This is a genomic window from Microcoleus sp. B7-D4, from assembly GCF_036705125.1.
Taxonomy (GTDB): Bacteria; Cyanobacteriota; Cyanobacteriia; order Cyanobacteriales; family Microcoleaceae; genus Microcoleus.
The window spans coordinates 19521-35076 of record NZ_JAUBTT010000046.1; the positions used below are offsets into that span (position 1 = coordinate 19521).

Sequence of the window (15556 nt, forward strand, 5' to 3'; positions counted from 1 at the left end):
AGGTATTTTTTTTAGAATAGGACAGATTAAATTCGATCGGTGCTGGGTTACATTTTTTGATACGAGAGAGTTGATGAGGGAATGGACGATCGTAAAATCGTCACATAGGAGGATAGCATTGATGCTAAATTTCCCGACAATCAAGTTAGCGTTTAACTGTCCTTGCGCCCTACAGCCCTTCAGCGGTGGGGCCATTTTATTTTTAGGGAGAACTCAATAGCCGGCTTTAACGCATCAGATGAGTCTGCCATTAGTTCTTGTATAAAATCTCCGCATCACCACATCCTCATACTTATAAAAGTTACGCATCGCATCCAGTCAAACCCGGTGGATTGCAAAATATTGGGTGGTTAAACGGAGACACTCAGACAAAAACCAGTATTTTCACCGAAGTCCTACGATTTGAGATTTGAGATTTGAGATTTGAGATTTTGGGAATGACTGATAAATGTGGTGGTTTGGAGCTTGCGTATAGTTGCATTATTTTTTTGAACTGGTATCAAAAGTCCCCACAAACCTGTTATTTTCTTAGAAAATCGCTTTCTGAATGTATCAATTGAGCTCAGGCCCGGTTTCTGGTTTGATAACTTTTTGGATTTCCTCGATCGCCCTAGTCGCCACTGCTTCAGGCCTTTCGCCCACACCAGCATAGACTCGGACATCTGCTTGAGTGTAGAAACGCTCTCGCTCTTTCAAAAGGCTTTGCAGCTTAGATTTGATCTCGCCCTCCTGCAGTAGGGGTCGAGCGGTGTCCGAACGCAGTCGATCGTACAATTGATCTACAGGCACATCCAACCAAACCACTACACCGTAGTGCAAGTAACCCCAATTCATCGATCGCGTCACAATGCCGCCGCCCGTAGCCACGACCGAATTTTGATACGCAGACAACTCACCGAGCACTTTAGTTTCTAGTTCCCGAAAAGCCTCTTCCCCTTCTCGCTCAAAAATCTCAGCAATTGACTGATTAGCAACTCGAACAATTAGTTCATCAGTATCAAAAAAACGGTATTTTAATTTTTTTGCCAAAATCCGCCCCACCGTTGTTTTCCCCGCACCCATCATCCCGACAAGATAGATATTTACTCCCCTCAACCCATCCACTGCCAAATCCTCCGATATTTTTCTATTTTTTCAGGTTAATCGATCCGCCACTGAGGCCATCATCGTCATCAAACTCATCACCCTCATCCAATCCCCAATCATCCTCTGCTTCTGCCATAGGATTTATTGGTGTTTCATCAGCGGGTTTAGGTATCGCCTCTTGGGGGGGAACGATCACCCGATACTCTGCATCGTATACAGACTCTGTTTGTCCCACCCCAGACTGGTTTGGATCTCGATAGCCGTAAGAGTATACTGAGCCAGCCCAAGACTTGCTTTTCGGTTCCTGCTGAGCTTCGTAAGCCCGTGGATTTGCCGCTGGAACATCATTTACCTGCGGTTGATCGGGAAAATCGCGATCGTCCCCCCAATCGTCATCACCCCCTTGAGAGCCGGATTTTGAGCCATCTGAGACCCAATCATCCTCATCGTCTGCCGCTGCATAAGTCCCCGGTTGAGCGTAATTCTTCGCCCCATCCGGGTTCGGAGTTTCTTGCAGGAAAGTCCCGGCTCTGTAACCCGCCGATGTGCCGTACTCAGTTCGGTAGGAACCAGGAGCTTGAGTTTGGCTATTTTCCCTATTCAGATCCGGGTCAATTCCCTGTTTTCTAGGAGGGGGAGGTGGCGTGTAAGGTGTTCTCCTGTCCTCTGGGAAAGTATCGGGACCGCTGCGACTGGATCGGCCGCTGCGGTCTCCCGTTGGAGATAGGTAATTTGAAAAAGCGAGCAAACCAGAAATCAATAAAGACGTGATAGCTCCCACCACGATGCTCAGCAAAATCCAGATAGATAAAGGCAAAGCAGGCGATCGAACTCCCAAAAACACCAGCGATAATGCCGGCTCCACATTTTGCAGGGCAAAAATAGTTAGCCCTACCACAATTACTAGCAAAAATACAGGTCGCATATTAAAAATATTGGTAATTGGTAATAGGTAATTGCTAATTGCTAATTAAAAGTGACATACTCCTACATTAAGCTGAGTACAGCTATAATGTAGGCTTCTCAGCGACTCCAGCTATTGCTTCGGACATTAACTGAGCTTTAAAGACGGGATGACCCACCGCCCTATTTTTGATTACGATAGCTGCATTGTGATCGCGGTCAAGACTACATCCACAATTTGGGCAGTCGTGCCATCTTTCATGCAACTTTTTAGGTACTTTTTCACCGCAATTAGAGCAATCTTGTGAAGAGTTATAAGCACATACGGTCATCACCAACAAACCAGCATTTACAGCTTTGTTTATTAGAATCGACAGAAAGCTTGACCACCCAGCATCCAACACAGATTTAGCCAATCTTGTACGAGCAAGTCCCTTGACATTCAAGTCTTCAACTGCAACAACCTCATATTTTTTCAAGAGATTGTTAGCAGTTTTGAAATGAAAGTCTTTACGTTTGTCGGCTACTTTCTTGTGACACTTCCCCAGTTGCTTAACTGCTTTGTGTCTCCGGCTGCTACCTTTTTTACGGCGCGAGACTCGCTTCTGAATAGTCCGCAGGCGTTTTTGAGCTTTGCGGTAATGCTGAGGAATCGCCACCGTCTCCCCTTCTGATGTTGTCAAAAAATCCTTCAACCCCATATCAATGCCAGCAATTTTTTGAGGATTAAAATCTGGTTTAATTTCCGGGACTGTCGAGTCTTCCAAGCTGAGAGTTGCATAGTAACCATCAGCTTTTTTGGTGACAGAGACGGTTTTGATTTTAAATCCATCAGGTATTGAACGGTGCAAAATAACTTTGACTTTTCCGAACATCGGCAAGTTAATTAAGTTATTTTGCAAGCAGCCGTCTTTAACTTGAGGGTAAGTGAACGTGCGGTAACGACTACGCGGCTTGAATCTAGGTCTACCGCTGCGTTTCCCGTTGCTATCACCTTTCAGGAAACGATCAAAAGTTACCTTAACTCGCTTAACTACATCTTGAAGAACTTGAGAGTAAACTCCGGCATACCAAGGATGAGTTTTCTTGAGTTGAGGTAACGTCTTTTTCTGGCTGTAATAGTCGGGATTTTCCCGCAGTTCGGGTAAGTGGCAAACTAGCGGACACGCATTGATGGGAGAACGATTTTGTTCGTACCAATTAAATCGATCTGCCAACAAATAGTTGTACTGAGCGCACAGCAGAGACAGCCATCTGTCAATCTCAGTGGCTTGCAACTTTGTTGGACGTAATCGATACTGGTAAGAAGTTCTCATTGAGTAGTAAATGTTTGATTGCAGTCGCTACGCATCAATTAGTGTTAATGTACCCGAATACGTTACTTGATGTCAAGTGCATGAGTGAATGTTTTATCCATAAAATAAGAGAGGTTTCTAGCCTTAATTGCTAGTATTTACCACCAAGTATTGACACGTCGAAGAATTTGTTTGTCTCGTCATCCACCCGCTCACTTCTCAATGCTTGCGCCTGTGAGATTGCTTAGCGGGTCGAATCCTCACCTCACCGCGTCTTTCATCCCACACTAACCGAAGCGGTATAGTGTGGGGATTCCCGTCTGTTTAGCTAACAAATCATCAATAACAAATAACAAACTGTCAACTGTCAACTGTCAACTGCCAACTGTCAACTGTCAACTGTCAACTGTCAACTGTCAACTGTCAACTAACTCCCTTCTTCTTCCTTCCAGCGTTTGAGAGGAACGCAATCAATCCCCAACTGGTCTAAAGCGCGAGCCACCACAAAGTCTACCAAATCTTCAATAGTTTGCGGATTGTGATACCAAGCAGGAATCGCTGGTACAATTCTAGCTCCAGCTTCCGCCAAGGTAGTCAAATTCCGCAGGTGAATCAAGCTAAAAGGCGTTTCGCGAGGCACGAGTACCAATTTTCGCCCTTCCTTGAGCTGAACGTCGGCCGCTCTTTCGAGCAAATCCGAGCTCAAGCCAGCCGCCAACTTGCCTAGTGTACTCATGCTACAGGGAATAATCATCATCCCTTGGGTGCGAAAGGAGCCACTAGCAATATTAGCACCGACATCTTGCCAGGGATGACACCGAAGTTTACCCATTGTGGCGACTCCTGCTTGTTCCCGCCAGAATTCCTCTTGTAGCGTCGGTTCTGCGGGCATTCGAGTGTTCTGTTCGCTTTGCCAAACCATGTAAGTAGATTTCGATGCTACCAGTTCGATCGCGCGATCGGCTTCCAACAAATATTTCAATGTTCGCACCGCATAAATCAGTCCCGATGCACCGGTAACTCCTACAATTAGAGGTTGGGCGGGGACTGAAACAGAATTAGTCATGGGCAATTATCCAGCAATAAGCTCACTAATTATAATAGCGCGATAGGTGCTAATAACAGCCACAACACTCATCAATCAATTCAATGATTGCGTGGCGATCGCTCTTAATAACAATAAAAGGCGAAACCTATAGCCACCTGCAACACCCCCGGATACTACAAGAAAGTATGCGACTGTGATCGCCAGGATTATCATTACCCTATTCTTCGTTAACAAAAACAAAGGCTAACTGCGATCGCCAGAGTTCCAGATCCCAGCTCCATCTTACATCCTGATAGCCACGACCAACTCTGTGTCACAATAGAACTATAGCAATCCTAAATCATTCTCATAATTATTGTAGGGGCAATCCGACCCCTACTCCCCGTGGTTGCCCGATAGATAGGGGGTAGGCACGGGGAGTAGGGGTAGCACTACCCCTACAAATTTATCTGAATCATTTAGGATTGCTATACTAACTTTACTTTATTAACATCAGGGGAGGCAGACAATGTTCTTAAGATACGAAGATATCGAAATAGTGCAATTAGACATTACCTCCCGATGTAATGCCGGTTGTCCTCAGTGTCCGCGCACGGGGAACCCTATTTTGCCAATGACAGAATTGACAATAGCAGATATTAAGAGAATCTTCCCTAAAGAATTCTGCTCTCAGTTGTCTTGGATTTACCTGTGCGGCAACTTTGGGGATGCGATGGTGAGTAATACCACTCTCCCGGCGCTAAAGTATTTTCACAAAATGGGAGTCAATTACCTTTGGATGTACACCAATGGTAGCGGACGCAGCCCTGATTGGTGGCGACAACTGGCCAAAATTTTGAATCAACCAGACGATCGCGTTATTTTTGCCATCGATGGATTAGCGGATACCAACCACCTCTACCGTCGCAATACAAACTGGAACCGGATTATGGAATCCGTCGAGGCCTTTATTGGCGCCGGTGGCCAAGCAGAGTGGCAATATTTAGTCTTTGAACACAATCAACACCAAGTCGAAGAAGCTCGCGCTTTGGCCCGTAGACTGGGGTTTATTAAATTTCAAGCTAAAGCAACGTCTCGCTTTGCGCTGTCAGAGGTTGATGAAGTCGGAGAAAAGGAGGAGGCGATGGCAGAGGTGGACTCCCAGACGCAGGAAAAGCGCGATCGTTCTACCCCCATCACCCTAGAAAAAGCAGCTCTCAATTTTCACCGACAAGCTGAAGATTATTTAGCGGAAAAAAATTTAGAACAAGCATTTTTAGCTTGTCAAAAAGCACTTGAGATTCAGTCAAACTTTGCCGTCGCTCACAAAACATTAGGCAATCTGCTACAGCTCACAGACTGTCTGGAGGAAGCGATGAACTCCTATAAAACTGCCCTAGAAATTCAGCCAGAATTTGCCGAAGTTTATGCAAATATGGGCAGCGTTTATGCTTCTCAAAAACAATGGGAACCCGCAATTTATCACTATCAAAAAGCGCTGGAAATTCGACCAAATTTTTCAGGAGTGTATCGAAATTTAGCCAAAATTTGGACACAATTAGGTAAAATAGAAGAAGCAAATGAAGCTTTTCAGCAAGCCGTTAAACTCCAAATCGCTCAAGAAATTGCTCCGGCTAAAGCTGCTAAAGCGAACAAAGAAAGCTCCGTAGAACTCAAGCCGGCTTCCTTACCCCAGTATCAAAATCCAGAAATCCCCAACTTTCGCAAAGCCGTCCAAGAATATGGAGGATTAGAAAATTATTTTCAGGGCATTGAAATTAACTGCCAGTCGCAAAAGAAAGCTGAAATTTACGTTAGTTTTGACGCTGAACTGTGGCCCTGCTGCTATACAGCTCAGACCAAATACGCTCATTACAGCGACACTTATATGACCCAGGCGATCGCTCTGTTTGAAAAATATGGGCAAGGATTTAACAACCTCCGCAGCAAATCTATCAAAGAAGTGCTAGAAAATGTTTGGTATCAAAAAGACTTAGCCAAAAGCTGGTCTTGTTCGGAGAGACTAGAAATATGCGCCTTGGTGTGCGGGAAAGCCTTCCACCCCACCTCCTCACAGATGCTCTAGATCCTTCACTGACTCGAGTCCAGAAACCTGATTTTTTTGGAAAGTATCGAATTTTAGCACCGCAATATTTGCAAAAAAGCCTGATTTTTCTTGAAGCGGACTTCAGAAACCGGGTTTCTTGATGAAACCCGGTTTCTGAACAGCAGACGTTTGTTAGAAACAGGCGAGAGTTGGAAACTGGCGACGCACCCTACCTTTACTGTTAGCTATCAACTATAGCAATCCTAAATGATTCGTGTAATTCTTGTAGGGGCAAAACCCACGCCCGGTTGCCCCGCCTTGACTGGGGTAGGCACGGGGAGTAGGGGTAGCACTACCCCTACATATTTTTACAAATGATTCAGGATTGCTATATCAACTATCAACTATCAACTAACTACTCATCATCATCAAAAGCTTGACTGCCGCCGCCAACTGCAACTAAATCAATTTGCTGGCGGTAGTAGTCAACACTCTTGACTTGAACTTCTACCCGATCGCCCAAACGATACTGATTGCGGTTTTTGCGGCCCACCAGAGTTTGCTGGCGCGATCGATACTCGTACCAGTCATCCTTTAGCGAAGAAACGTGCACCAATCCCTCAACACGCAAGATGTCGCTCTCCGGCGGCCGCACCTCAATTTCCACAAAGAAACCGTAAGACTGCACGCCTGTAATCAAACCCTGGAAAGTTTGGCCGGTGCGTTCTTTCATCAATCCAGTTTTCTTCAATCCCTGCAAATCGCTTTCGGCATCCTCAGCCACTCTTTCGCGTTCGGTTAGGTGTACTACTACCGATGCAAACTCTGTCTCAAATTCGTGGTGCAAATCTGGCGGGAGAACATTCCAAGTAATTTGACCGTGACAGGAGGAATGGTGCAAGTCAACTTTTTCCTTAGCCCGTGTTGTGCGGCTGCTGCGGCCTTGCTCGAACACCGCTTGCAACACCCGCAGTACCAGCAAATCGGCGTAGCGGGAAAGCGGCGAAGTGCAGCGCGTGTAACCCTCTGACAGCCCCAAACCGAAGTGTGGCTTGGGAGTTGTGCTGTAAACAGCGGGCTTCATGGTGTCTTCTAGCAGGTAGGTGAGAACTCTTTCGGACTTCAGGCCGGCAAACTGCTGGGTAAATCGCTGAAAGTCCAAGGGCAAAACTTCTTCTTCGGTTTCGAGATACAGTTCGCCTCCGAGGTTGTTGGAGAGTTTGATGAACTCTTGAATGTCTGCCGGGTCTGGCATCGGCTGGACGCGGTAAATTGCTGGGACTCCCAAGGCTTGCAGGTGAGTGGCGACGGCTTGGTTGGCAAGTACCATCAACTCGGAGACAGCCGACTGGGCGGGGGGAGCCGTTGCAAAAGCTCCTAATTCGCCTTCGTCGTCGAAGTGAGAGTTAGCGTCGGGCAAATTTAGTTCAAAAGCTCCTCGCTTGAGCCTTGTCTGTCTGGCAGCCTGTGAGGCGGCACCGAGTTGATCGAGGAAAGGACGGAGGGCGGAGGATAAAGGGTGCTCTTCGGCATCACCTGGTTCGAGAATTGCTTGAGCTTGCTCGTAGGTGAGGTGGTAGTCAATTTGAATGACGCTGGTTTGAATCTCGTATTCTAGGAGTTCTCCTGATTGGTCGAGGGTGAGCAGTATGCTGAAGGCCAGCCGTTCGCTGTCGGGCAGGAGGGAGCAGCGCTCGTTGAGGGTTTCTGGCAGTACGGCGATGATTTTTTCTCCCAGATGGGCGGCGGTGCCTCGCTTGCGGGCTTCGCGGTCGATCGGGGTTTCTGGCTGCACGTACTCGGCGGCATCGCTGATGTGGATTCCTATTTGCCAGCGGCCGGGCTTCAGGGTTTCGATCGACAAAGCGCGTTCTACTGGCGGATCGGAGAGGAATGATGTTGGGTCAAACTCGTTTTCGCCTCCTCCTTCGGACAGATTTTCCTCCGGCGCTTGAGGGGCATCGTTTTCGCTGTTGGTTGTTCCCGGTTCGTTTTTGCTGAAGCTAACAGTCAGAATGTTACGCAAATCAAGGCGTTTTTTGATGTCGGTTTTTTTGACTTTGCTGGGCAAATTTTCGGCTGCTTTGATGACGGCGGCGGGGAACGATCGCGGCAAGTCGTGTTTGCAGCATACGATGTCGAGGTCGTCAGCGGCTTCGGCGTCGGAACCGAGTACCTGTACTACTTTGCCGACTGGTCGATGGGTGCCGAGGGGGTAGCGTTTGACTTCGACGTGTACTAGGTGGTCGATCGCCTCTTGGAGATTTGTGCCATTTGCGAGCAAGTCTAGTTCAAACAACAGGCGATCGTCCAGGGGGATTGCTCTGTAGCTGACGCGGCCGGTGGGGGTGGCGGTTTGCTTGACTCGCGCGAGTACCGAGGGGTTGGCGCGTTCGAGGATGAGCATGACTTCGCCTTCGGGCGATCGGCGGCGGCTACCTTCTTTGATAATTTTGACTAAGACTCGATCGCCATTCCAAGCTGTCGAGAGGTGACTTTCCCGCACATAAACGTCTTCTGAGCCTTCGGCGTCTTGAATTGCAAAGCAAAATCCTTTGCTCGAACAGCGCAGTTTTGCTTCTACTACGTCGTCTTCAGCTACTCGGCGATAGCGGCCTTTGTCTTTGACTAATATGCCAATTTTCTCTAGAGCTTCTAATGCGATTTGAAGTTTGAGTTGACTGGTGGCGTCGTTGCAGTCGAGTTTTTTCTCCAATGCTTTAGGAGCCACTAATTTGTCTTCTGTAAAATTTGCCAGCAGTGCAGCGATAGAAAATTCCATGTAGCGATCGATCCTCTTGTTTCCAGCAATTAGTCTAATTTTGGCGAAATCAGCCGCACCCCCTCGGGCCCAGGGCTGTTTCATTCTCAGAAAAACCAGGGTTTTGTAGGGGCGGTGCGACCCCTACTCCCCGTGCCCGCCCAGCCCATAGACGAGCGGGTCGGGGTTTCAGATATGGGGGCAACCACGGGGGGATTGCCCCTACAAGAGAATGAATCAGCCGCACCCCCTCGGGCCCTCGCAGTGCCTGCTTCCCAACAAATGCGCGGGTTAATAGGTGGAGACGCGAGCACAGCCACCTTGTTTGATCGCGAGGTTTTTTTGAGATTCTCTCCCGACACCGGCTTCGTGCGAATTGTCTGCTGTCTGTCTTGAACTGACTGCTGACGGTGCAGACAACTGTCCCGCACGCTATTCCCCAATACAATTTTTTAGCGTTGGTTTGTTTGCTTTTAGGTCAGCAGCGCCGAGCACTTCGCAAATTAGAAAGCCCCTGTCGGTTCTTAAAAGATGGCTCGATACTGAAAGCGACGGCTTGAGTCGAGGATGAGCCGATGGAGGCATGGAGAGGGATAAAATTTGCATTTCTTCCTTCTACCTTGTTCCTTCTGCCTTGTTCCTTCTTCCTTTTGAAGTGCCTCTTGCTTCTTGCTTTAGCAAAGAATTTACCGGATCTTTAAGGCAAAATTGCTAGTAGCTCGCTGCTGCGATGCCCCTGTTTTTTTGCACGCGATCAGTCCTTGCGGACGGAGGTGCAACGAGCGGGTCGGGAGCAATCTGTGCTGTAGAAAGTGCAGGTACACAAAACCGGAGACTTTTACTACTTTTGCTTAGTTGCTGTGTCATCTCCTATAGGTAGAAATGACGCCCGGTGCTTGTTAGCTTAAACTGCCGGATGTGGGATGGGGTTTAGTGGCGTGTAAGGTTGCGCGGATGATTCACCTTTAATTTATTGTATGTTGAATAGGTGCTTTCAGAAAATTGTTTTCTCTGAGCTGTTGTTGAGCCAAGCGTGACCTGGGGTAATTTTTAAAATTTTCGCGATCTCTGGGACGATCGAGCTTGCGGAGTCGCTTTCTGTTAAGCTGTTGGGCATTTCAATTGTCTTTTTGGGCGGGCGTGACCGAAAGCATCCAGGATACAAGCCCCCGGATTGATCCGTCCAGAAATAAAAAACCTGTATCCGATAAAGGAGCCCCCGAATTTATCCGTGGGGTCAATGCTTAAATCTAAAATCTAAAATCTAAAATCTAAAATCGATTGACGCCCAACCCCTACTCCCCGCAAGAATTTCATCAAACTTGTCTGTAAGAATGAGAAGCACCTGGGCTTACACGATCGCCCTCACGTTTTCAAGAAATGTTGAAGAATCAAGCAACTAATGCGTGGTTGTGTACTAAACTTAACTACCAGCCGGGAAGTCCCGGGCGTATATTTAGAGGGGATTAATCAGAGCGCTGGGCCCCGTACCCCGTTGGGAATTACGCCCGCGTGATGAAAGGCTCGTCGGGTGTAGGTACCCAAAGCGACAATTATTCTTTTATAGCCCAAGATGATCTGGAAATACTCTGATACTATATTAGCAAGTGGGGGTGGAACTACCTCACTATAAAAAGCCTTTGAAAAAAAGGAAAAAGAAGCCTGCGGTGTAACTGTACTCAGTTGACCGTCAGGTTTGTTCACGTCATAAGCCCCTTCTGGTTTCGGGGTCAAAAAACTATGTTTGCTGAATTTCGCGCCCTTTATCCCGCTGGACAGTTAATTTGTGAGTTGCTGACTGTTCATCACGGTAAGTTTGTTGTTCGCTGTCTGGTTCAGGTTGACGGCAAAACTCTGGCTACGGCTATGTCGGCTGCTGAGTCTGTTGAGGATGCTGAAGACCGTGCCCGGTTGCGAGCGATCGCTGTTCTTGGATCTGCTGCGCCCGATCGTGCGATCGTGACTGTTGCTCCGGCTCCGGTTGCTCCGGTTGCTCCGGTTGCTTCGGTTGCTGCTGTTCCCCCTCCTCCTGCCGTTTCCCCGGTTGCTGCTGTTCCCCCTCCCCCTCCTCCTGCTGTTCCGGTTCCTGTTGGGCCGACCAGTGTTCCTCTTCCGGTTCTAGAAATGCCTGTTGCTGACAAATTGCCTGAAACACATCAAAGCAATTTTGTCAAGACTGAAGCGAAATTAAATGAAGAGCCGATCGCACCTGTACCTGCACCGCTGCCGCCAACGGTCGATCGGACGGAGGCTACTGGATTTGTACCGAAGCAGTTAGACTCAGACGCTTGGCTTTCTTCTAGCTACGGCGAACCACTTCAGGAACTGGAGGTGCCGACTGCTAGCCAAAGTGAACTGCTACAGGGTGCGGCCGAAGTCAGGGAATTGCAACCGATCGCAGTGGGAATTCCCAGCGATGCGATCGAGGATAATTCTGATACGATCGCCCAAATAGAGGCAATCCTCAGACGCTTGAAATGGACTAAGAAGCAAGAAACTGACTGTCTCGAACACAATTACGGCAAGTCGTCGCAGAGAGAGCTTTCTAGCGAACAGTTGGTAGATTTCCTAGAATATCTGGAAATCTACAGCAGAACTACTGAGGAAATCAAGCGGTTGGGCTGGACTGCCAACCAAGGAAAAGATTATCTCAAACAAGGTTATGGCAAAGAAGCGCGGCACTTCTTAAATCGAGAAGAATTGTTCGACTTCCTGCAATATCTCGAATCTTTGCCCTAGGAATTCGGCAACTAAACAAGGCGCTGGAGGCTATTAGATTAAAGAAACCGGGTTTTTTACAGAGATTAAGGTTGAGAACCAAAGATTATGGTAAAAAACCCGGTTTCTCGCCCCCCGTTGCTCCCGGATTAAAGAAACCGGGTTTTTTACAGAGATTAAGGTTGAGAACCAAAGATTAGGGTAAAAAACCCGGTTTCTCGCCCCCCGTTTATCCATTAAAGAGCTACTTTTGAACGTTAAAAATTAAAAATCAAAAATGAAGAATATTTCCTCATTTTTGATTTTTAACTTTTTATTTAGACGACAGCGGCGATCGGGCGGCTAGCGGAAGGACGGCGATCGATCACTTGATCGACTAATCCGTAGTCCTTTGCTTCTTCAGCGGACATGAAGAAATCCCGTTCGGTATCTTCTTCAATGCGGGAAAGCGGCTGACCGGTATGGTTGGCAAGATGTTCGTTCAGGCGGCGTTTGTGGTACAAAATCTCTTTGGCCTGAATTTCAATATCGGTTGCTTGTCCTTGAGCTCCGCCTAGAGGTTGGTGGATCATAATCCGGGAGTGAGGCAAACTCATCCGCTTGCCTTTAGCGCCGGCACTCAACAGAAAAGCGCCCATGCTGGCGGCCAAACCGAGACAAATAGTGCAAATGTCGGGGCGGATGTGGTTCATCGTGTCAAAAATGCCCATACCTGCTGTTACCGAACCCCCTGGGGAGTTGATATAGAGGTAAATATCTTTCTCCGGGTCTTCGGCGTCTAAAAATAGCAATTGGGCAACGATCAGGTTAGCCAAGTCTGAGTCAACCTGTTGGCCCAAGAAGACGATGCGATCGCGCAGGAGTCGCGAGTAAATGTCAAAGGCGCGTTCGCCGCGACCGGATTGTTCTATAACTGTTGGGATCATTGACGCCTGCCTGCCTATTACGTATCTTTTTTTAATTTTAGCGACTAGGGCTCAGTTATAGTTAGCGATCGGTGGCGTGCGATCGAGAAATCGGCAAAATCCTTGAACTGGGCGGGGTTGGGGCGGTAATTTGTGGAAGTTGTGGCGGGGGTGCGATCGGATTTCCGATCCTGCAGGCGATCGATATTGAGGAAGCGGACATCAATCAACTTTGTTATGTGGCGATCGTATCATTGGGAGAACTCAAATCGCTCGATCGCGCCTGACACTCGGAAAATGGTCTAAAAATTCATCGACAGAATCACCAGCTTCGAGATAATCAAGCACAGTCTCGATCGGGACGCGAGCACCAATAAAGACAGGAGTTCCACCTAAAATATCGGGGTCGCTATGAAAGATAGTAGCTGCGTATTGCAAAGAAAAGGCTGTGACATCAAGACAATCTTCTTCACTCCAGGTATCACTTTGCTCGAACGATCTGTTAGTTTCCATCGCTAAATCCCCACTGGATTTTTATAGATTATATCTTTGCTAGGATGGGAGCATCTCATATTTGTAAAAATACTTCTTCTGGCTCCTTCCTTCTTGTGGCTCCTTCCTTCTTCCTCTTTCCTTCTGCCTCCTGCCTCCTGCCTCCTGCCTCAAAACTCCAATTTCTAGCTTGGCCGCAAAGGTGAGATGCTCCCGCTAGGATTACTGGTAGCGGGATTTCTTTGATTTAATCACCTCAATTACATTGTCGTGTCTTTGCCCTTCAATAATATCCTTGAGATGAATCTGTCCGTTGACGTACTGAACGTGGATGCGCCAGCCTGAGACTTTATCAATATCAGCACGATAAACTGCCTGCTTCACACCCTTAACTTTATGCAGTCTCGTTTTGGGAAATTGTCTCGTCCTGTGACATTCCTGGTCTTCAAGTTCTGCTAAAGCTTCCAGAAAACTAATCTTTAGCTCGTCATCTGGCAAAATTTTCATAGCTTCGTAAATAATGCCATATTCATCACAGAGAATAAGGTTTTGCGCCATAACTTAAGCTGATTATATCTAGGCAGTTTCTCGATCGCGCTGAAGTAGGTCTTGATACAAAGACTCTGCTACACCCTTATACGCTCGATCGAGTTCGTCGTGTTGAATTGCTCGAAAAAGAGTAAAAATAGCTTGCCCAAAAATTGGGTCTTCGTCAACCGCCAAAACCACTCTTAGTTTTTGAGAAATTCGTAGCGTATAAAGCGAAGACTCGTAACCATTCAGGTCTGACGATAGCGGGAGACGACGCAGCTTGCGATACACATTTGATTTTTGAGTAGGAAAAAGGCTGGCACAATAATTAATTTTTTGAATTACTTCGGCTTTCTCATCTTCATTTAGCAGCGCAATATCTTTCTCAAATTCCCTTGTTGACTCAATTAGAATATCCACGTCAAAAACCGTAAAAAAATATATAAACATTATACTAAAAAAAGCTTTTGATTGTCAAGCCCCTTGCTCACCACTTACCAGCAAACGCGCTTGTTTAACAACCCACCATTCAAATTTTAATCGCCCAACCACGGCGGTACATCCCATACAAAATTAACCACCAAAATAATACCGCAGTCACGGCAAATGCTAGAGAACCATTCAGCGGCCCCGCCCACGGCACAAACCAGTTTTCATAAATCCAAGTGTAAGTTGTTGGAGCATTTTCACCAGTACCGATATGAGTTTTCAACAGGATTCTGGCGACAATACCGGAAGCAACAAACAGGAAAATAGCATTCAATCCCATGATTTCAAACGGCCTCCCCCATTTCCACTCCCGCACTTCAATTGTTTCGTAGCAAAATGCTAGCAATAGCAACGCCCAACCTGCGGTAAACACTACATAGGAACTCGTCCAAAGTTGTTTGTTGATCGGAAATAACAATCCCCACAAGTGGCCGATTACCACGCAACTGAGGCCGCAGATTGCTAAGTTGATACTGGTGCGGGTTGTGATTGGCTGTACTCGCAGCGATTCTCCGGTAAAGTAGCCGATCAGGACTGTTACAACTGCGGGTAAGGTACTCAACAATCCTTCTGGGTCGAAGGGCCCGCCTTTGTACAGGTGTTGGCTACCGAGAATTAGCCGATCGACATATCCTCCTAAATTCCCTTCTGGCGTGAGTTCGCCGGCAGTGTACCCCCCTACAGCAAATACGGTTAATGCGCCCCAATAGCCCAAAAGTACGGCAACAGCGAGCAGTTTTTGATTGCGGGGGGAAAGGTTGAGAATGGCGATCGCACTGAGGAAATAAGCTAAGCCGATGCGCTGCAATACTCCCATGATGCGGATTTTACCGAAGTTTTCCACTGGGGCGCTGTTGAGAAGTACGTCAAGGGCGATCGAAGATGTATTTAGCAGCAATCCTAATATAAATAGAATCGCGGCGCGGCGCGCAATTCGCCAGTAAATATTTGAAGAAGGAAGAAGGAAGGAGGAAAAAGGAAGAGGGTTTTTGGGGGATTCTGATTTTTCCTTTGTTTGTGTAATTATTGAGGTTTCTCTTTCGGTTTTTGGATAATTTTGAATATATTTAGACAGCGAGAAAGACATCGCGCAGCCAACGATGAATAAGAAAAAAGGAAATACTAAGTCTGTCGGGGTGCAGCCGTGCCATTCTGCGTGTTCTAGCGGCGGATACACCTGTTTCCAACTGCCGGGGTTGTTGACTAGAATCATCGAGGCGATCGCAATTCCGCGAAAAACATCAAGGGATTTGAAGCGCATAAATTAAGTTATTTGTTCACTGTTCACTGTTCACTGTTCAC

13 protein-coding genes are annotated in these 15556 nt (G+C 47.2%); 3 read left to right on the plus strand and 10 right to left on the minus strand.

Annotated elements, in window-relative coordinates; all coding sequences use genetic code 11:
- Nucleotides 1-552: 552 nt before the first annotated feature.
- The 4 genes from QUB12_RS19040 to QUB12_RS19055 all read right to left on the minus strand — a co-directional run bounded on the left by QUB12_RS19040 (nt 553) and on the right by QUB12_RS19055 (nt 4350).
- A complete protein-coding gene (locus QUB12_RS19040; protein WP_333142070.1) occupies nt 553-1104 on the minus strand; it encodes a shikimate kinase in 552 nt (183 codons plus the stop codon).
- Between the two features lie 22 nt (nt 1105-1126).
- A complete protein-coding gene (locus tag QUB12_RS19045) occupies nt 1127-2011 on the minus strand; it encodes a LapA family protein (protein ID WP_333142071.1) in 885 nt (294 codons plus the stop codon).
- An 82-nt stretch (nt 2012-2093) separates the two neighbouring features.
- A complete protein-coding gene (locus tag QUB12_RS19050; RefSeq protein ID WP_333142072.1) occupies nt 2094-3305 on the minus strand; it encodes a transposase in 1212 nt (403 codons plus the stop codon).
- A 406-nt stretch (nt 3306-3711) separates the two neighbouring features.
- On the minus strand, nt 3712-4350 hold the full coding sequence (locus QUB12_RS19055) for a flavin prenyltransferase UbiX (protein ID WP_333142073.1): 639 nt from the start codon (nt 4348-4350) through the stop codon (nt 3712-3714).
- Nucleotides 4351-4840: 490 nt separating this feature from the next.
- Here QUB12_RS19055 and QUB12_RS19060 point away from each other — a divergent pair, with 490 nt between their 5' ends.
- Nucleotides 4841-6397 (plus strand): tetratricopeptide repeat protein, encoded by a 1557-nt coding sequence (locus QUB12_RS19060; protein WP_333307996.1) that lies wholly within the window; start codon nt 4841-4843, stop codon nt 6395-6397.
- 376 nt (nt 6398-6773) lie between these two features.
- Here the strand turns inward: QUB12_RS19060 and QUB12_RS19065 are convergent, their stop codons facing one another.
- The gene (locus QUB12_RS19065; protein WP_333142096.1) at nt 6774-9140 is read right to left on the minus strand and encodes a ribonuclease R family protein; all 2367 of its coding nucleotides are present in this window, start codon (nt 9138-9140) and stop codon (nt 6774-6776) included.
- A 1719-nt stretch (nt 9141-10859) separates the two neighbouring features.
- Between QUB12_RS19065 and QUB12_RS19070 the strand changes: the two genes are divergently transcribed.
- On the plus strand, nt 10860-11858 hold the full coding sequence (locus QUB12_RS19070) for a hypothetical protein (RefSeq protein WP_333142075.1): 999 nt from the start codon (nt 10860-10862) through the stop codon (nt 11856-11858).
- Nucleotides 11859-12154: 296 nt separating this feature from the next.
- Here the strand turns inward: QUB12_RS19070 and clpP are convergent, their stop codons facing one another.
- Entirely contained in the window at nt 12155-12763 is a 609-nt protein-coding gene (clpP, locus tag QUB12_RS19075) for an ATP-dependent Clp endopeptidase proteolytic subunit ClpP (RefSeq protein WP_006635758.1), read from the minus strand.
- A gap of 71 nt (nt 12764-12834) precedes the next feature.
- On the opposite strand from clpP, the gene QUB12_RS19080 reads away from it, so the two are divergent.
- The gene (locus tag QUB12_RS19080) at nt 12835-13029 is read left to right on the plus strand and encodes a hypothetical protein (RefSeq protein WP_333142076.1); all 195 of its coding nucleotides are present in this window, start codon (nt 12835-12837) and stop codon (nt 13027-13029) included.
- On the opposite strand, the gene QUB12_RS19085 is transcribed toward QUB12_RS19080, so the two are convergent.
- From QUB12_RS19085 to QUB12_RS19100, 4 genes are all read right to left on the minus strand, one after another.
- Nucleotides 13007-13255, minus strand: coding sequence for a DUF433 domain-containing protein (locus QUB12_RS19085; protein ID WP_333142077.1), 249 nt, complete (start codon nt 13253-13255; stop codon nt 13007-13009). The genes QUB12_RS19080 and QUB12_RS19085 overlap by 23 nt on opposite strands.
- Nucleotides 13256-13456: 201 nt before the next feature.
- The gene (locus QUB12_RS19090; protein WP_333057897.1) at nt 13457-13792 is read right to left on the minus strand and encodes a hypothetical protein; all 336 of its coding nucleotides are present in this window, start codon (nt 13790-13792) and stop codon (nt 13457-13459) included.
- 18 nt (nt 13793-13810) lie between these two features.
- Nucleotides 13811-14185 (minus strand): hypothetical protein, encoded by a 375-nt coding sequence (locus QUB12_RS19095; protein WP_333108395.1) that lies wholly within the window; start codon nt 14183-14185, stop codon nt 13811-13813.
- A gap of 109 nt (nt 14186-14294) precedes the next feature.
- The gene (locus QUB12_RS19100) at nt 14295-15515 is read right to left on the minus strand and encodes a heparan-alpha-glucosaminide N-acetyltransferase domain-containing protein (protein ID WP_333307998.1); all 1221 of its coding nucleotides are present in this window, start codon (nt 15513-15515) and stop codon (nt 14295-14297) included.
- Nucleotides 15516-15556: the final 41 nt, after the last annotated feature.

Excerpts from the sequence above, each read along its gene's own strand:
- QUB12_RS19050 (WP_333142072.1), bottom strand. The coding sequence starts at position 3,305 with ATGAGAACTTCTTACCAGTATCGATTACGTCCAACAAAGTTGCAAGCC.
- QUB12_RS19065 (WP_333142096.1), bottom strand. The coding sequence starts at position 9,140 with ATGGAATTTTCTATCGCTGCACTGCTGGCAAATTTTACAGAAGACAAA.
- QUB12_RS19100 (WP_333307998.1), bottom strand. The coding sequence starts at position 15,515 with ATGCGCTTCAAATCCCTTGATGTTTTTCGCGGAATTGCGATCGCCTCG.
- QUB12_RS19060 (WP_333307996.1), top strand. The coding sequence starts at position 4,841 with ATGTTCTTAAGATACGAAGATATCGAAATAGTGCAATTAGACATTACC.
- QUB12_RS19070 (WP_333142075.1), top strand. The coding sequence starts at position 10,860 with ATGTTTGCTGAATTTCGCGCCCTTTATCCCGCTGGACAGTTAATTTGT.
- QUB12_RS19090 (WP_333057897.1), bottom strand. The coding sequence starts at position 13,792 with ATGGCGCAAAACCTTATTCTCTGTGATGAATATGGCATTATTTACGAA.
- QUB12_RS19045 (WP_333142071.1), bottom strand. The coding sequence starts at position 2,011 with ATGCGACCTGTATTTTTGCTAGTAATTGTGGTAGGGCTAACTATTTTT.
- clpP (WP_006635758.1), bottom strand. The coding sequence starts at position 12,763 with ATGATCCCAACAGTTATAGAACAATCCGGTCGCGGCGAACGCGCCTTT.
- QUB12_RS19055 (WP_333142073.1), bottom strand. The coding sequence starts at position 4,350 with ATGACTAATTCTGTTTCAGTCCCCGCCCAACCTCTAATTGTAGGAGTT.
- QUB12_RS19085 (WP_333142077.1), bottom strand. The coding sequence starts at position 13,255 with ATGGAAACTAACAGATCGTTCGAGCAAAGTGATACCTGGAGTGAAGAA.